Genomic DNA, 1,485 nt, shown 5'->3' with positions numbered 1-1,485 from the left:
ATTCCCAATGAAGTTGTCAAGCCGGAGCGGTGACGGGCGGTGAAGTTCTCAGCCCGCCACGGCCAGTTTCATGGGCGGTGCCGCCACGTAGGGTTGCCCATCGCGGAGCATGGCCCAGAGCACGTTGACCCGTCGCCGGGCCAGAGCGATCACCGCTTGGGTGTGGCGCTTGCCCTCGGCCCGCTTGCGTTCGTAGAACGCCTTCGAGGCAGGGCAGCAGCGGATGCTGACCTGTGCGGACATGTAGAACACCCGCATCAGGCGGCGGCTGTAGCGCCGGGGACGGTGCAGGTTGCCGCTGATACGCCCCGAGTCCCGGGGAACCGGTGCCAGACCCGAGACCCCGGCCAGCCGGTCCGCGCTGGCGAACGCGGCCATGTCGCCGCCGGTGGCGGCGATGAACTCCGCCCCCAGCAGGGTGCCGATGCCGGGCAGGCTGGTGATCACCTCCGCGTGTGCGTGCTGGCGAAACCGGCCCTCGATGGCCGTGTTCGTCTGGGCGATCTCGGCATCGAGGGCAACCACCTCCCCCGCGAGCTTGGCGACCACCGCGGCGGCCGTCTTCTCGCCCCGCACGGTGGTGCGCTGGGCCTGGGCGGCCTCGATCGCGGTCTGGGCCACGCGGGCGGCGTTGCGCACCTTGCGGGCCCGCAGCCACGTCTCCAGGCGGGCCTGGCCGATCCTGCGCAGCGCGGCGGGGGTCTGGTAGCCGCTCAGCAGCACCAGGGCGGCCTTGGACGTGCTGTAGTCGAAGGCCCGTTCCAAGGCGGGGAAGTAGGCCAGGATCTGGTCGCGCATCCGGTTGATGGTGCGGGTGCGGTCGGCTCCCAGATCGCTGCGCCGGGCGGTGAGGATGCGCAGGTCGGCTGCGATCTCGTCGAAAGCGGCCAGAGGTTGCAGGTCCCGGCGCATGCGGGCCTGGTCGGCGATGACGAAGGCGTCCTTGGCGTCGGTCTTGCCGTCGCCCCGGTAGGAGCCCGAGGCGTGGTGGATGGTGCGCCCGGGGATGTAGACGAGCTCCTGGTCGTGGTCGAGCAGCAGGGTGATGAGCAGGGCCCCACCGCCGCTGTTGAGATCGATCGCCCACAGCACATCCTCGCCCAGGGCGTTGACGTCGGCGATCAGGTCGAGGAGTTCGGCTTCGTCGTTGGCGATCTTCCTCGAAAGCAGCTTGGTGCCGTCGGTGTCGATCACGGTGCAGTGGTGGTGGGTCTTGCCCGCGTCCACACCGGCCCAGAGCTGGGGCATCGGTTCCTCCGTCGTCGCAGTTCGGGCGGGAGTCCCAGACGACGACCTCGCCGACGTGTCCTTACACAGCGATCTGTTCGCGCATCCCAATCAGCGGCCGGGTCGTCGCGGGACGCCAGGCGGCCAATCCTCCGAAGCCTTGACTACGGCAGACACATGACAGCCATACCTGGCGTCCCTGGGGTTCTCCCGACCCTACGGACGGTCAGGAACGAACTCCCACAAGAAAGGTAAGGA

At 68.9% G+C, this 1,485-nt stretch carries 1 protein-coding gene; it reads right to left on the bottom strand.

Annotation, left to right across the window (positions count from 1 at the left end; translation table 11 throughout):
• Window positions 1-48: 48 nt before the first annotated feature.
• On the bottom strand, window positions 49-1,248 hold the full coding sequence (locus tag ACSIH6_RS39280) for an IS110 family RNA-guided transposase (RefSeq protein ID WP_435113958.1): 1,200 nt from the start codon (window positions 1,246-1,248) through the stop codon (window positions 49-51).
• Between the last annotated feature and the right edge of the window lie 237 nt (window positions 1,249-1,485).

Source organism: Nocardiopsis synnemataformans, assembly GCF_965343085.1.
Taxonomy (GTDB): domain Bacteria; phylum Actinomycetota; class Actinomycetes; order Streptosporangiales; family Streptosporangiaceae; genus Nocardiopsis; species Nocardiopsis alborubida.
This window is presented reverse-complemented; position numbering and strand designations above follow the sequence as displayed.